This window comes from Enterobacter sp. SA197, from assembly GCF_054131575.1.
This window is the reverse complement of sequence record NZ_CP096393.1, coordinates 850237-865338: the sequence shown is the minus strand read 5'-3', so window position 1 is coordinate 865338 and position 15102 is coordinate 850237. Positions and strand designations below refer to the sequence as shown.

General features: G+C 53.3%; 15 protein-coding genes and 1 pseudogene. 9 read left to right on the top strand and 7 right to left on the bottom strand.

Annotated elements, in window-relative coordinates; translation table 11 throughout:
- Positions 1–59: 59 nt before the first annotated feature.
- The 4 genes and pseudogenes from folK to panD all read left to right on the top strand — a co-directional run bounded on the left by folK (position 60) and on the right by panD (position 2837).
- Positions 60–545, top strand: a complete 486-nt coding sequence (gene folK, locus M1D91_RS03935; RefSeq protein ID WP_437433381.1) for a 2-amino-4-hydroxy-6-hydroxymethyldihydropteridine diphosphokinase — start codon at positions 60–62, stop codon at positions 543–545.
- Between the two features lie 117 nt (positions 546–662).
- Positions 663–1458 (top strand): annotated as a pseudogene (gene panB / locus M1D91_RS03930) (3-methyl-2-oxobutanoate hydroxymethyltransferase).
- An 11-nt stretch (positions 1459–1469) separates the two neighbouring features.
- A complete protein-coding gene (gene panC, locus M1D91_RS03925; protein WP_437433383.1) occupies positions 1470–2321 on the top strand; it encodes a pantoate--beta-alanine ligase in 852 nt (283 codons plus the stop codon).
- Positions 2322–2456: 135 nt separating this feature from the next.
- Positions 2457–2837: an aspartate 1-decarboxylase gene (panD, locus tag M1D91_RS03920; RefSeq protein ID WP_039078406.1), complete on the top strand. Its 381-nt coding sequence runs from the start codon at positions 2457–2459 to the stop codon at positions 2835–2837.
- Between the two features lie 451 nt (positions 2838–3288).
- On the opposite strand, the gene M1D91_RS03915 is transcribed toward panD, so the two are convergent.
- The 4 genes from M1D91_RS03915 to M1D91_RS03900 form a co-directional block, all read right to left on the bottom strand.
- Positions 3289–4533: a polysaccharide deacetylase family protein gene (locus M1D91_RS03915; RefSeq protein WP_437433384.1), complete on the bottom strand. Its 1245-nt coding sequence runs from the start codon at positions 4531–4533 to the stop codon at positions 3289–3291.
- Positions 4534–4594: 61 nt separating this feature from the next.
- A complete protein-coding gene (locus M1D91_RS03910) occupies positions 4595–5035 on the bottom strand; it encodes a PTS sugar transporter subunit IIA (protein WP_437433385.1) in 441 nt (146 codons plus the stop codon).
- A 115-nt stretch (positions 5036–5150) separates the two neighbouring features.
- Positions 5151–5921 carry an ABC transporter permease gene (locus M1D91_RS03905; RefSeq protein WP_437433386.1) on the bottom strand — a complete coding sequence of 257 codons (771 nt, stop codon included), beginning with the start codon at positions 5919–5921 and terminating at the stop codon, positions 5151–5153.
- Complete coding sequence (locus tag M1D91_RS03900) at positions 5918–6844, bottom strand: ABC transporter ATP-binding protein (protein WP_437433387.1); 927 nt, start codon at positions 6842–6844, stop codon at positions 5918–5920. Before M1D91_RS03900 ends, M1D91_RS03905 begins: the two co-directional genes overlap by 4 nt.
- A 107-nt stretch (positions 6845–6951) precedes the next feature.
- On the opposite strand from M1D91_RS03900, the gene can reads away from it, so the two are divergent.
- Positions 6952–7614 (top strand): carbonate dehydratase, encoded by a 663-nt coding sequence (can, locus tag M1D91_RS03895; protein WP_437433388.1) that lies wholly within the window; start codon positions 6952–6954, stop codon positions 7612–7614.
- A 66-nt stretch (positions 7615–7680) separates the two neighbouring features.
- Here can and hpt read toward each other — a convergent pair whose 3' ends face one another.
- Positions 7681–8217 carry a hypoxanthine phosphoribosyltransferase gene (gene hpt / locus M1D91_RS03890; protein WP_437433389.1) on the bottom strand — a complete coding sequence of 179 codons (537 nt, stop codon included), beginning with the start codon at positions 8215–8217 and terminating at the stop codon, positions 7681–7683.
- A gap of 207 nt (positions 8218–8424) precedes the next feature.
- Here hpt and M1D91_RS03885 point away from each other — a divergent pair, with 207 nt between their 5' ends.
- Positions 8425–10815 (top strand): glucose/quinate/shikimate family membrane-bound PQQ-dependent dehydrogenase, encoded by a 2391-nt coding sequence (locus tag M1D91_RS03885; protein WP_437433390.1) that lies wholly within the window; start codon positions 8425–8427, stop codon positions 10813–10815.
- A 92-nt stretch (positions 10816–10907) separates the two neighbouring features.
- Here M1D91_RS03885 and cueO read toward each other — a convergent pair whose 3' ends face one another.
- Complete coding sequence (gene cueO, locus M1D91_RS03880; RefSeq protein WP_437433391.1) at positions 10908–12491, bottom strand: multicopper oxidase CueO; 1584 nt, start codon at positions 12489–12491, stop codon at positions 10908–10910.
- Between the two features lie 156 nt (positions 12492–12647).
- Between cueO and M1D91_RS03875 the strand changes: the two genes are divergently transcribed.
- From M1D91_RS03875 to speD, 3 genes are all read left to right on the top strand, one after another.
- Positions 12648–12995 carry a YacC family pilotin-like protein gene (locus M1D91_RS03875; RefSeq protein ID WP_437433392.1) on the top strand — a complete coding sequence of 116 codons (348 nt, stop codon included), beginning with the start codon at positions 12648–12650 and terminating at the stop codon, positions 12993–12995.
- Between the two features lie 96 nt (positions 12996–13091).
- On the top strand, positions 13092–13958 hold the full coding sequence (speE, locus tag M1D91_RS03870; protein WP_437433393.1) for a polyamine aminopropyltransferase: 867 nt from the start codon (positions 13092–13094) through the stop codon (positions 13956–13958).
- Positions 13959–13972: 14 nt separating this feature from the next.
- Positions 13973–14767: an adenosylmethionine decarboxylase gene (speD, locus tag M1D91_RS03865; protein WP_437433394.1), complete on the top strand. Its 795-nt coding sequence runs from the start codon at positions 13973–13975 to the stop codon at positions 14765–14767.
- 81 nt (positions 14768–14848) lie between these two features.
- Here the strand turns inward: speD and M1D91_RS03860 are convergent, their stop codons facing one another.
- Entirely contained in the window at positions 14849–15022 is a 174-nt protein-coding gene (locus tag M1D91_RS03860) for a hypothetical protein (RefSeq protein ID WP_437433395.1), read from the bottom strand.
- Positions 15023–15102 lie beyond the last annotated feature (80 nt).

Genomic DNA, 15102 nt, shown 5'->3' with positions numbered 1-15102 from the left:
ATCTTCAGGCCTGCCATGAGCAGGCCTGATGCTTTACCGTGTCTGCATCAGGAGCCGAAATGTCCCCAACGCTTTGCTATATTGCCATCGGTAGTAATCTTGCCTCTCCCCTGCAACAGGTTAATGCTGCGCTTTCAGCACTGGGTGATATTCCCCAAAGCCGGGTGGTTGCTGTTTCCTCATTTTATCGCACCCCGCCACTCGGCCCGCAGGATCAGCCGGACTATCTTAATGCCGCCGTGGCCCTTGAGACGCAGCTGCCACCGGACGCGTTACTGGATAACACGCAGCGCATTGAGTTACAGCAAGGGCGTGAGCGTAAAGCCGAACGCTGGGGGCCACGAACCCTGGATTTAGATATCATGTTATTTGGCGATGAGAGTATTCAGACCCCACGCCTGACGGTGCCTCACTACGACATGTTCAACCGCGGTTTCATGCTCTGGCCGCTGTTTGAAATCGCCCCCGCCCTTCGCTTTCCTGATGGCACCCTGCTCACTGAACGCCTCACGCAATGCGGTGCAGATAAACCCGCCTTATGGTAAAACCCTTTTCTGTCGCCGTAGTTGTGATCGCAGTTGAACGATTGCCTAAAATCATTGTTCACCTGAATCATACTGCTAGAATGCGCCAGGATTCGTTTTTAGCCATCAGGAAACGTTATGAAACCAACCACCCTTTCCCTGCTGCTTAAATGCAAAAAGGAAAAAAAAACGCTTCGCCACTATCACTGCCTACGACTACAGCTTTGCAAAGCTGTTTGCTGAAGAGGGCATCAACGTGATGCTGGTTGGCGATTCGTTAGGGATGACGGTCCAGGGTCATGATTCCACCCTGCCCGTGACGGTAGACGACATCGCCTATCATACCCGTGCGGTTCGCCGTGGTGCCCCTTATTGCCTGCTGCTCGCCGATCTGCCATTTATGGCTTATGCCACACCAGAACAGGCCTTTGCGCATTCGGCTACCGTCATGCGCGCCGGGGCCAACATGGTCAAAATCGAAGGGGGACGCTGGTTAGCCCAGACGGTGAAAATGCTCACTGAACGCGCCGTACCGGTGTGCGGGCATCTTGGCTTAACGCCCCAGTCCGTGAATATTTTCGGTGGCTACAAAGTTCAGGGTCGCAGCGAGGATGCCGCGCAAACGCTGCTGGATGATGCACTGGCGCTTGAGGCTGCAGGCGCACAGCTGCTGGTGCTGGAATGCGTCCCGGTAGAACTGGCTAAACGCGTGACTGAGGCGCTGACCATCCCGGTTATCGGTATTGGTGCCGGTAACGTGACCGACGGACAAATTCTGGTGATGCACGATGCCTTTGGTATCACCGGTGGACACATTCCCAAATTTGCCAAAAACTTCCTCACCGAGGCGGGTAACCTGCGCGCGGCCGTGCGTCAATATGTTGCTGACGTCGAGTCCGGCGCTTATCCGGGCGAAGAACACAGTTTCCATTAAGGAGTATCGTCGTGTTGATTATCGAAACGCTACCGCTGCTACGCCAGCATATCCGTCGCCTGCGTCAGGAAGGCAAACGCATCGCCCTGGTGCCAACCATGGGCAACCTGCATGACGGCCATATGACGCTCGTGGATGAAGCGAAAGCGCGCGCAGACGTCGTGGTGGTCACTATTTTCGTTAACCCGATGCAGTTCGATCGTGCGGACGATCTGGCGCGCTACCCGCGTACGCTGCAGGAAGATTGTGAAAAACTGAATAAACGCAAGGTGGATTTCGTCTTTGCCCCCGCCCCTGCGGATATTTATCCGGCCGGTACCGAGACGCAGACCTATGTCGATGTCCCTGGCATTTCGACCATGCTTGAAGGGGCCAGCCGTCCCGGTCATTTCCGTGGTGTATCCACTATTGTCAGTAAGCTGTTCAACCTGATTCAGCCGGATGTGGCCTGCTTCGGACAAAAAGATTATCAACAGTTAAAACTCATCAGCAAAATGGTTGCCGATATGGGTTATGACATTGAGATAGTCGGCGTACCCACAGTGCGGGCAAAAGATGGCCTGGCATTGAGTTCGCGTAATGGCTATCTGACCGCCGAACAGCGCAAAATCGCCCCTGGTCTGAGTAAGACCATGAATGAGATGGCCGATAAAATACGTGCCGGCGAACGCAATGTTGATGAGGTAATCGCCCTGGCCGGGCAGGCGCTGAACGACAAGGGTTTTCGTGCCGATGATATTCAGATTCGCGATGCCGACACCCTGATGGCTTTAACCGGAAGCAGCAAACGCGCCGTGATTTTGATGGCCGCATGGCTCGGCGAGGCCCGTTTAATCGACAATACCCTGGTTGATTTGGCGTAGTAGACTTTGGTGAAAAATCGGGCAATACTCCCGCTCTGAAACTCCCCCAACGTCAGTATGGCGAGGGGGAGATGCAGGGCGAATCGCAGGGAGCGGCCCTTCCTTTAGCGTTTATTGGTAACAAAGGTTCAATTTATGATTCGCACGATGCTGCAAGGCAAGCTCCACCGCGTAAAGGTGACGCAGGCCGACCTGCACTACGAAGGTTCCTGCGCGATTGACCAGGATTTCCTTGAGGCGGCTGGTATCCTTGAATACGAAGCCATCGATATTTACAACGTGACCAACGGTAAGCGCTTTTCCACTTACGCCATTGCCGGTGAACGTGGCTCACGCATTATTTCGGTAAACGGCGCGGCGGCACACTGCGCGGACGTTGGTGATATTCTGATCATCGCCTCTTACGTCACCATGCCCGATGAGCAGGCCCGTAGCTGGCAGCCCAAAGTGGCCTATTTTGATGGCGACAACGAAATGAAACGCACCGCGAAAGCGGTACCAGTACAGGTGGCATAAGCCATCCGGCGGATGAGCAGTATTGCCCCAATCAGGGGTAGAAGGCGTTATTGATGCAGTCACTCTGGACACGGACAGCACGCAGAAACCGGAGCGTACAAAGGGTACGTGAGGATTTCGAGCACTGCCCGGGTTCAAAATGACCAATAAAATAGCCTTATGCTCCCGATCAGGGGGAGAAGGCGTTATTGATGCAGTCACTCTGGGCACGGACAGCGCGCAGAAACCGGAGCGTACAAAGGGTGCGTGAGGATTTCGAGCACTACCCAGGTTCAAAATGACCAATAAAATAGCCTTATGCTCCCGATCAGGGGGAGAAGGCGTTATTGATGCAGTCACTCTGGGCACGGACAGCGCGCAGAAACCGGAGCGTACAAAGGGTACGTGAGGATTTCGAGCACTGCCCGGGTTCAAAATGACAAATAAAATAGCCTTATGCCCCTGATTCGATTTACCCCTGAGGTTGATTACTGATAAGCCTCGACATCTCTTCCAGTGAATCGGTTCTTAAAATATATAACCGCTTGAGTAACATCGGATTATCCCCCGGCTTCACCTTCCCACGCACCGTTGTCACCGCCAGGTGGAACCCTGCGTCCTGTGCTGCCTGTACGGCTTTATCGTTGTAGCCGCCAAAGGGATAGGAGAGAAACCACACATGGGCGTTGAACTGAGAGAGGGCCCGGCGTGAGTGCCTGAAATCCATCAGAATATTTTCATAGCTGCGGCTGAGCAGAACGGGATGTCTGGCATCATCTACCCGGTGGAGAAAATGGGTATGGGACTGGAAGTCGAAAACGCTGGAGATGCTGTTGAGTTCGGAGATGCTCATAAACTGCAGAAACCGGGCATCCCAGGGCTGGGGTTGGCGTTTGATACGCGAGGAGATGATAAAAGCCGTGGCTTTGAAACCGTACTCTTTCAGCACCGGGTAAGCGTAGCGGCTCACCGATTTCAGACCGTCATCAAAGGTTATCACAACGGAGCGTGCGGGCAGGTTCATGCGGTTACGCACATACCCTTCGAGCTGATACAGGCTAAGCGTGGTGTAGCCCTGATCGCGCAGCCATGTCATTTGGTTGGTGAAGGCGCGCACCGATGTGGTGGTCGAGGTGTGGCGAAAGCGGGTGTTCTCTTCATCGTGCAGGATATGGTGATAGGTCAGAACCGGAATACCATTATCCTCCTGCGCATCCAGGCTGCTAATCCATGCCAGGCGCTCGCCAATGCGGATCTGAAACCAGGTCTGGTTAAGCCGGTCTTTTAGCTTGCTGATGATGGGATAGCGAAGATTGGCAGCGAGCACGCCAAACGGCGGACTCTTGACGTCTGCCGCGTTATACATCGGCGTCTCCTGCCAGGTTATAAGATTCTGATTACTGAGCGGCTTATTAAGATCTCCCAGACTATCTTCTACCCGCTCGTTGCCGCGCAGAGTGCCCAGATGACCTTTATCTATCCACGCTTTACCGAATCCAAAACGAAAGGTGTAGTAATCTTCAACGCCGGGTTCCACGGCGATAATTTGCCCGGCACGCAGGTTGCCAACCGTCACGACATCATTGCCGATTTGCCCCCAGACTTCGGCATCCTCCGTGATCTGCATATAACGGGCGGGCTCGGGGTTATCAGTGACCAGACGTGCCGAAGCGGCGCCGGAAAAAAACAGCAGGAAAATGATGAATAAACGAGGCATTGGGGCAACCGGATGGAAAAAACTGGCGGTATTGTAACAAAAGTAAAATGAATACCAATGATTATTTTTCGTACAAATCATGCAGTAAAACAAATGGCGGGTTCTTCTGCTGCTGATGCCAAAGGCTGCTCACCGTCGACCCGCCAATCGCCACCATCATATTGCGAAACTCATCGCTGTTAAGGGTCTCGCGAAGCGGATACATCGTCTGCAGCAGCAGAGCATCAACGCCAGAAATCACTTCACAATTGTCATGCTTATGGCTCAGCAGGGCCGCAGCCCGGTAGGGTGGCGCGCCGGTGATATCGGTCAGGAAGACCACGCCGTCTCCGCAATCAGTCTCATGCAGGGCATCACACATCATCCGGCTTAGCATATTGGTACTCAGACCCTGATGAAAATTTACCGCGCGGCATTGCACTAACGGCGCAAACTGCGCTTCAAGGGTGTGCAACAGCGCCAGCGCGCGCTCATCATGACAAGCAATGACCCATCCCAGCATACGTTTCTCCTTAGCAGAGAGAAAGTGTAGCGAAGTGACCCACAGTCGTCGGTGACAGAAATCATAGAATGGCGGGCAGAAAGCGCCGGCGAACATCGCCCGCCGGCAGGAAGGATTAGCTACGCAGGCCGCGTCCGCGCTGGATGAGATACCAGCACAAGCCATAAAACACGATGATAAAGACCGCCAGCACCGCCACCGTGGTAAACAGGGGCACATCGGTAATGCCGAGGAAGCCAAAGCGGAAGCCGCTTATCATATAGACGATAGGGTTGAGGTGCGATAGCGCCTGCCAGACAGGGGGAAGCAGCGTCAGTGAATAGAATACGCCGCCCAGGTAGGTCAATGGCGTCAGCACAAAGGTTGGGATCAGGCTGATGTCATCAAAGGTCGTGGCAAAGACGGCATTCAGCAACCCCGCCAGTGAGAACAGCACCGCGGTCAGCAGCAGCGTCAGGGCCACAAACACCCATGAATGCACCTGGAAAGGCACGAAAAACAGCGACACGGCAGTGACTAACACCCCGACGCAAATTCCCCGCGCGACACCGCCTCCAACGTAACCCACGATGATGACATGCGTCGGCACCGGCGCTACCAGCAGCTCCTCAATATTGCGCTGGAACTTGGCGCTGAAAAATGACGAGGCCACATTGGCATAGGCATTGGTAATCACCGCCATCATGATGAGGCCCGGCACGATGAACTGCATATAGGTAAAACCATGCATCTCACCAATACGTGAACCAATCAGATTACCAAAGATGATGAAATAGAGGGTCATGGTAATGACCGGCGGCACCAGAGTCTGGATCCAGATACGCATAAAGCGCTGAACCTCTTTATGCCAGATACTTTTCAGCGCGACCCAATAAAGCTGCATCATGCGCGTTCTCCTTTTTTATCGTGAACCAGCGCGACGAACAGCTCTTCCAGACGGTTAGCTTTGTTACGCATACTTAACACCTGAATACCCTGCGCGCTGAGCTGGCTGAAGACGCTGTTGATCCCCTGCTCGCGCAGCACTTCCACTTCGAGCGTTGAAGTGTCCACCAGCCGGTAGTCATAACCCTCAAGCTTCGGCAGCGGACTTTTACCGGCCAGATCCAGGATAAAGGTTTCTGATTTCAGCTTCGCCAGCAGCGACTTCATCGAGGTGTTTTCCACCAGCTCACCGCTTTGGATAATCCCAATGTTGCGGCACAGCATCTCAGCCTCTTCCAGATAGTGCGTGGTAAGGATGATGGTGGTGCCTTTATCGTTAAGATCTTTCAGGAATCCCCACATCGAACGGCGCAGCTCAATATCCACCCCTGCGGTCGGTTCGTCGAGGATGAGCAGTTTAGGCTCATGCATAAGCGCGCGGGCGATCATCAGACGACGCTTCATACCGCCGGATAACATCCGAGCACGTTCGTTGCGTTTTTCCCACAGATCCAGTTGTTTCAGGTACTTTTCACTGCGTGCCAGCGCCTCTTTACGCTCAACGCCGTAGTACCCCGCCTGGTTCACCACGATTTGCTGAACCGTCTCAAACGGGTTGAAGTTGAACTCCTGAGGGACCAGGCCCAACTGCCGCTTGGCGTTGACCACGTCTTTCTCAAGGTCATAACCGAAAACGCTCACCCGGCCAGAGGTCTTATTGACCAGTGAACTGATGATTCCGATGGTGGTGGATTTACCCGCACCGTTCGGCCCCAGAAGCGCATAGAAGTCACCGGCTTCTACTTTCAGATCAATACCGCGCAGCGCATGGACGCCGCCGGGATAGGTTTTTTTAAGCTGCTCAAGCTCCAGTGCAATGGTCATGAATTTTCACTTACCTTTTTTTTACACTCGAATGTGTGGTTTAAAAAAAAATGGAGTTGACCTATATTAGCGCAACGCACTTCTTTAGTTACAGGTCGTTAACTTCCATGAAAGACATAGATACACTCATCAGCAACAATGCACTATGGTCAAAAATGCTGGTGGAAGAGGATCCTGGATTCTTTGAAACGCTGGCGCAGGCTCAAAAACCGCGCTTTCTATGGATTGGATGTTCTGACAGTCGCGTTCCTGCCGAGCGCCTTACTGGTTTAGAGCCTGGTGAACTTTTTGTACACCGAAATGTTGCAAACCTGGTCATTCACACTGACCTCAACTGCCTTTCCGTGGTTCAGTACGCGGTCGACGTACTGGAAGTGGAGCATATCATCATCTGTGGTCACTACGGTTGCGGTGGCGTACAAGCCGCAGTAGAAAATCCGGAACTGGGGCTTATCAATAACTGGCTGCTCCACATTCGTGATATCTGGTTCAAACATAGCGCACTGCTGAACGAGATGCCGGAAGAGCGCCGTCTGGATACGCTTTGCGAACTGAACGTGATGGAACAGGTCTATAACCTGGGCCACTCAACGATTATGCAATCCGCCTGGAAACGCGGTCAGAATGTGACGATTCACGGCTGGGCATATGGTATTCATGATGGCTTGCTGCGTGACCTGGAAGTGACGGCAACCAACCGTGAGGTGCTTGAACAGCGCTATCGCCTGGGCCTCGCTAACCTTAGCAAAAAACACATCAACCATAAGTAATGCCACACGGGCCGGCGTTAACCGGTCCGTCAAATCAGGCCGGGCTTGTCCCGGCTTTTTTTATGCTTACTCGTCCAGCATGACAACTTTGCCGACATAGGGCAAATGACGGTAACGCTGAGCATAATCAATACCATAACCCACGACAAATTCGTCGGGAATGGAAAATCCGATGTACTCAACCTCTACCTGAACTTCACGGCGGGATGGCTTATCAAGCAGTGTGCAGATGGAGAGCGATTTAGGTTCACGCAGGCTCAGGATCTCACGCACTTTCGAGAGGGTATTGCCGGAATCGATAATGTCTTCGACGATCAACACGTCTTTGCCGCGAATGTCTTCATCAAGGTCTTTGAGGATTTTTACATCACGTGAGGAAGACATGCCGCTGCCGTAGCTGGAGGCGGTCATAAAATCGACTTCATGGGAGACCTGTACCTCACGACATAAGTCGGCCATAAACATAAACGACCCGCGCAGCAGCCCTACCAGGACCATTTCACTGCCGCTATCCCGGTAATGTTCGGTGATTTGACGACCCAGTTCCGCGATACGCGCTTTGATCTCCGCTTCCGGGATCATCACTTCAACAGTATGTTTCATTTTAACTAACCATATGATTTAAAAAACAAATCAATCATCACCGGTACGCTTGTTCCCGCTGATGAAGCGCAAGTCGTGCAGTATACCAGCAAACGCATTTCTGATGTTTATCTGTCGATAAAGCTCAATTTGTGATGACGATCACACTTGTTAAATCCTATAATTAGTTGCTACTAAAATATTAATGAATTTGAAGAGTAACTTTCTATGGCAGAAACAAAACCGCAACGGTCAGGTCTCCTTGTGACGCTGACTACGCTGTTCGCTGCACTATGCGGACTGTATTTACTGATAGGTGGGGTCTGGCTTGTCTCCCTTGGCGGCTCCTGGTACTACCCTATTGCAGGGCTGGTCATGCTTGGGGTAACAGCCCTGTTATGGCGTCGTAAGCGTTCAGCATTGTGGCTGTATGCTGCTTTCCTGCTGGCAACGATGATCTGGGGCGTGTGGGAGGTCGGCTTTGACTTCTGGGCGCTGACGCCACGCAGTGACATTCTGGTCTTCTTTGGCATCTGGCTTGTTCTGCCGTTTGTCTGGCGTCGACTGTTTATTCCTTCCGGCGGCGCGGTAGCCGCGCTGGTGGTTGCTCTGTTAATCAGTGGCGGTATGCTGACCTGGGCCGGGTTTAACGATCCGCAGGAAGTGAAAGGCACCCTGAGTGCGGATTCCACCCCGGCGCCCGCTATTTCGCAGGTGGCTGATGGTGACTGGCCGGCTTACGGACGTAATCAGGAAGGTCAGCGTTACTCACCGCTTAAGCAAATCAATGCTGACAACGTCAAAAATCTGAAGGAAGCCTGGGTTTTCCGTACTGGCGATCTGAAGCTCCCGAACGATCCGGGTGAACTGACCAACGAAGTGACGCCGATTAAAGTAGGCGACACGCTCTACCTGTGTACCGCGCACCAGCGCCTGTTTGCCCTGGATGCATCGACCGGGAAAGAGAAGTGGCACTTCGATCCGCAGTTAAATACCAACCCGTCCTTCCAGCATGTTACCTGTCGTGGCGTCTCTTACCATGAAGCCCGCGCGGATAATGCAAGCCCGGAAGTGATTGCCGACTGCCCGCGTCGCATTATGCTGCCGGTCAATGATGGTCGTCTGTTTGCCCTCAATGCTGAGACCGGCAAACTGTGCGAAACCTTTGCGAACAAAGGTATCCTGAATCTGCAAACCAACATGCCGGATACCACTCCAGGCCTGTATGAACCCACTTCGCCGCCCATCATCACCGACAAGACCATTGTGATTGCCGGTTCCGTGACCGATAACTTCTCTACCCGCGAAACCTCCGGCGTGATTCGTGGTTTTGATGTCAACACCGGTAAGCTGTTGTGGGCCTTCGATCCGGGCGCGAAAGATCCCAATGCCATCCCGTCGGATGAGCACACCTTTACCTTTAACTCTCCTAACTCCTGGGCACCGGCGGCGTATGACGCGAAGCTGGACCTGGTCTACCTGCCAATGGGCGTGACCACGCCGGATATCTGGGGCGGTAACCGCACTCCGGAGCAGGAACGCTACGCCAGCTCTATCGTGGCGCTGAACGCGACCACCGGTAAACTGGCCTGGAGCTACCAGACCGTCCACCACGATCTGTGGGATATGGACATGCCTTCCCAGCCGACGCTGGCTGACATTACCGTTAACGGCAAAACCGTTCCGGTTATCTACGCACCGGCGAAGACAGGTAATATCTTCGTGCTGGATCGTAGCAACGGTAAGTTAGTGGTTCCTGCCCCGGAAAAACCGGTTCCGCAGGGCGCCGCAAAAGGCGACTACGTCACCAAAACCCAGCCCTTCTCTGATCTCAGCTTCCGCCCGAAGAAAGATCTGAGCGGTGCGGATATGTGGGGCGCCACCATGTTTGACCAGCTGGTGTGCCGTGTCATGTTCCATCAGCTGCGTTATGAAGGTATCTTCACGCCGCCGTCTGAACAGGGCACGCTGGTCTTCCCGGGTAACCTGGGGATGTTTGAATGGGGTGGTATCTCCGTTGACCCGAATCGTCAGGTAGCGATTGCTAACCCAATGGCCCTGCCGTTTGTTTCGAAACTGATTCCGCGTGGTCCGGGTAACCCAATGGAGCAGCCGAAAGACGCCAAAGGCAGCGGTACCGAAGCCGGTATTCAGCCGCAGTACGGTGTGCCGTTTGGCGTGACCCTGAATCCGTTCCTCTCTCCGTTCGGTCTGCCGTGTAAACAGCCAGCATGGGGTTATATTTCCGCACTGGATCTGAAAACCAACCAGGTAGTGTGGAAGAAACGTATTGGTACACCACAGGACAGCATGCCGTTCCCGATGCCGGTTCCGGTGCCGTTCAATATGGGTATGCCGATGCTGGGTGGCCCGATTTCCACCGCTGGTAACGTACTGTTTATTGCCGCAACCGCAGATAACTACCTGCGTGCGTACAATATGAGCAACGGTGAAAAACTGTGGCAGGGCCGTCTACCCGCCGGTGGACAAGCCACGCCGATGACCTATGAAGTGAATGGCAAGCAGTACGTTGTCATCTCTGCCGGCGGTCACGGTTCGTTTGGTACGAAGATGGGCGATTATATTGTTGCCTACGCGCTGCCGGACGACGCGAAATAAAAGCAAAAAGGCAACGTAAGTTGCCTTTTTTAGTGTTTTCTCCCTCTCCCCGTGGGAGAGGGCCAGGGTGAGGGCATAAGGCCTCCCCCATTTTAAACCGTAAATCCTACCATCATCCCCGTATCTTCATGCTCCAGCAGATGGCAGTGCGCCATATAAGCGGATTCCTTCGCTGCGTGATGATTAAATTTCACCAGCACTTCGCTTTTCGCCCCGTCCACACTCACCATATCCTTCCAGCCTGCACGATGGGCAGCGGGTGGGTTGCCATTTTCCGACAGAATACGAAACTGAGTGCCGTGGATGTGGAACGGATGCAGCATCATGTCCCCCTCACCTGAAATCACCCAGCGCTCCCAAATTCCCTGCTCTGCCGCAAAGGCCGGATTTTGCATATCAAAGGCTTTTCCGTTAATCCGGTTGGCGTTGTGGAAATCGAACCCGCCCTTACCGTGTTCCATTTGGCCGTGATTCATTTGACCGTGATTCATTTGACCGTGATGCATTTGACCGTGATTCATTTGACCGTGATGCATACTCATTCCAGCCATTGCCGCATCACCATATTTTTGCTGCAACGCCTGCATCCCCATCATGTCGAGCATAGGGTCCATTGAGAGTTGCAGCCTGCGTTGGGTGATACCATCAAGTCCGGGAACCGGAGGGACGGGGACCAGCGTATCCGGCAGTATTGCCGACGCCGTCACCATCAGCGGCTGAATACGCAGCACCGGATGAGGTTTATCGAAAGGCGATACGGCCATACCCATCTGACTGACCGGTAGAGTGACAATATCAAAAGCCTCCCGGTCGCGGTTTTCCACCAGCACTTCAAAACGCTCGCCGGGCAGTATCGCCAGCTCGCTGACTTTTACCGGTTCTGCAAGCAATCCGCCGTCACTGGCAATCACATAGAGTGGACGATTATCGCTGGTGGCAATGTTCAGCGAACGGGCATTACACCCATTGAGCAGGCGCAGGCGTAGCCAACCGCGCGGGGCGGCATGCTGCGGATACCGCGCGCCATTGGTCAGCAGCGTGTCGCCAAACCAGCCCACCGCCGCACTCATCACATCGAGCTGGTAGTCAATCTGCCCGTCGGCGGTGAATTTTTTGTCCTGCATGATCACCGGAATATCGTCAATACCCCACTGCTGGGGCAGACGCAGCGTCTGGCTATAATCATCATCAATCAGTACCAGTCCTGCCAGTCCCATCGCCACCTGGCGACCTGTTTTGCCATGCTGATGGGGATGAAACCAGCAGGTTGCCGCAGGCTGATTAGGTGTGAAACTGACCGTGCGGCTGGCGCCAGGTTTAATCACACCCTGCGGCCCGCCGTCCACTTCGCCGGGTATTTCGAGGCCATGCCAGTGCAGTGTGGTCTCTTCTGCCAGCGTATTTTGGATTGTGACACTCACCGCTTTCCCCCGTCGTAACCGGATCGCAGGCCCCAGCAGATTTCCGTTATAACCCCAGGTGGTCACCGGTGTTGTTGCAAACGTCGACGTGCCTGCCTGCACGTTAAGCTGAATATGATTTCGCGCATCCGGTTGTAGCAGGTCAGGAACCGGTAATACGGGTCGGTCCGCCGCCAGCACCGCGCGACTCCAGAGCGGCAGAGCGCCGAGCGTGCCCAGGACCGCGGAATACTTTAAAAAATCACGACGTTGCATCTTCATTTCCTTATTCTCTTGCAGGCGATGTTTTGAGCATAAACCCTCCCCTTGCCGGAAGGTCAAGAAAAGAGGTTATTATCGGACAATAATAAATATCGTCGCCTCGCCTGCAGTATGCTAACGTTTAATTTCCGTTATGCCGTGGTATGAACAATGAAGACGCTTTTCAGATCAGTCCTGTTTGGCAGCCTGCTGGCTGTCTCCGCTAATAGCTATGCCCTTAACGAATCCGAAGCGGAAGATATGGCCGATCTCACGGCAGTGTTTGTCTTTCTGAAAAACGATTGCGGCTATAACAACCTGCCTAATGGACAGATCCGCCGTGCGCTGGTCTTTTTCGCGCAACAAAACCAGTGGGATCTGACCAACTACGATACCTGGGATATGAAATCCCTTGGTGAAGAGAGCTACCGCGATTTAAGTGGTATAAAAATTCCCACCGCTAAAAAATGCAAAGCGCTGGCGCGCGATTCCCTGAGCCTGCTTGCCTACGTGAAGTAATCGCTGTTCATCGTTGAGCCCTGGCCGTGCAACTGCGGTCAGAGTTAGCTATGATGTTGCGCTTTGTTTGAGCAGATGTTAACAAAGGAGCAACCAATGGCCGACCCTACCTTGTGGCATGAAACGCTGCACGACCAGTTTGGGCAATACTTTGCTGTAGATCAGGTGCTGTATCATGAGAAAACCGAGCATCAGGATCTCATCATCTTCGAAAATGCCGCTTTTGGCCGCGTCATGGCGCTGGACGGCGTGGTGCAGACCACCGAGCGCGATGAGTTTATCTATCATGAAATGATGACGCATGTGCCGCTGCTGGCGCATGGTCGTGCGAAACAGGTGCTGATCATCGGCGGCGGCGACGGCGCCATGCTGCGTGAAGTGACCCGTCATAAAGAGATCGAGACCATCACTATGGTGGAAATCGATGCCGGCGTGGTCTCCTTTTGTCGTCAGTACCTGCCAAAGCATAATGCCGGAGCCTATGTCGATCCCCGCTTTGAGCTCGTCATCGACGATGGCGTCAATTTCGTCACCCGCACTAACCAGACCTTCGATGTTATCATCTCTGACTGCACCGACCCGGTCGGTCCTGGCGAGAGCCTTTTCACTTCCGCTTTTTACGAAGGCTGCAAACGCTGCCTGAACCCGGGCGGGATTTTTGTCGCACAAAATGGGGTCTGCTTCCTGCAACAGGACGAAGCGCTGGACAGCCATCGCAAACTGGGTAACTACTTTGCTGACGTGAACTTTTACCAGGCAGCTATCCCTACCTATTACGGCGGCATCATGACTTTTGCCTGGGCGACGGATAACGAAGCGCTGCGCCACCTTTCAAGCGAAATTATTCAGGCACGCTTTCATAAGGCGGGACTCACCTGCCGTTACTACACGCCAGCTATCCACACTGCCGCCTTTGCGCTGCCGCAGTACCTGCAAGACGCGCTTTCGACATCGTCGTCTTAAGGAGACTATGAGAATTGAAAAAACTGAAACTGCATGGCTTTAACAATCTGACCAAAAGTCTGAGTTTTTGTATTTACGACATTTGCTACGCCAAAACCGCAGAAGAGCGCGATGGCTACATTGCCTATATTGATGAGCTTTATAACGCCACCCGCCTGACGGAAATCCTCACTGAAACCTGCAATATTATCGGTGCCAATATTCTTAACATCGCCCGTCAGGATTATGAGCCGCAGGGGGCGAGCGTGACCATTCTGGTCAGTGAAGAACCGGTCGATCCACAGCTGATTGATAAAACCGAACACCCTGGCCCGCTCCCGGAAGCCGTCGTCGCCCATCTCGATAAAAGCCATATCTGTGTGCATACCTATCCTGAAAGCCACCCGGAAGGGGGATTGTGTACCTTTCGGGCAGATATCGAAGTCTCCACCTGCGGGGTGATTTCGCCCTTAAAAGCACTGAACTATCTGATTCACCAGCTGGAATCCGACATCGTCACGGTGGATTACCGTGTGCGCGGTTTTACCCGCGACGTTAATGGCATGAAGCACTTCATTGATCACGAAATCAATTCGATTCAGAATTTTATGTCTGATGATATGAAATCGCTGTATGACATGGTGGACGTGAACGTTTACCAGGAGAACATCTTCCATACCAAGATGTTACTTAAGGAGTTCGACCTCAGGCATTACATGTTCCACACTCGTCCGGAAGATTTGACCGCGCAGGAGCGTAAAGAGATAACCGAAGCGCTGTGGAAGGAGATGCGTGAGATCTATTACGGCCGCAATATTCCCGCCGTGTAAGACGCTCTGGCGCAGGGAAGCGCCAGAGGTTCAGCCAGAGCGCATCGCTCATTCCAGTACATTTCTCGCGTGAAGCGATGCTCAGCGTGTTGTTTGATCATGAAACCACTCCACGTCAACACTCGCAATGTCTACGCCATAAAGGCTGGCCACGGCCAGGAGCGACTCCATGACGCGCCGGCTATTATGTTCCGCATCATCGCGCTGTTCACGCGGGGTGCTGCCCAAAAAATAACGAGAAATAAACGCTTTCATGAAAGTCTCCGTGACGTGTCCGGAAGACCATAGAAACGTAATTTAAGGCCAAAGGGAAATGCGAAAAACGTCTGACGTTT